General features: G+C 60.8%; 1 protein-coding gene. It reads left to right on the top strand.

Features of this window, described 5'->3' with window-relative positions; translation table 11 throughout:
• The coding region (locus tag NQL71_RS29735; protein ID WP_425520698.1) for a hypothetical protein at positions 1-334 on the top strand (334 nt) is incomplete at both ends.

The following is a 334-nucleotide window of genomic DNA, read 5'->3' as shown; positions in this document are numbered from 1 at the left end:
GTACCAGTTCGCCTACGATGCATCCGACCGTCTGATCGAAGAAAAGCGCATCGACAACCTGACCCGGCGCTTCAGCTACAACCTCGGCGGGCATCTGACCCAGGTCGATGAAACCGGCTACGGCGAACGCGGCGAGCGGCCACAACGGCGCACCGAATTCGAGCGCGACAGCATTGGCCGGTTGCTGGCCAAGCTCAATGCCGATGCCCGTCAGGATTATGTGTATGACGACGGCGATCGCTTGCTGTCGATCCAGCGCCTGCCCACCGCGCAGGGCAAGCAGATGGGTGTCAGTGATGAAACCCTCGAATTTTCCTACGACCTGCTTGGTCGC

The organism is Pseudomonas serbica, assembly GCF_028823535.1.
GTDB lineage: Bacteria > Pseudomonadota > Gammaproteobacteria > Pseudomonadales > Pseudomonadaceae > Aquipseudomonas > Aquipseudomonas serbica.
This window is presented reverse-complemented; position numbering and strand designations above follow the sequence as displayed.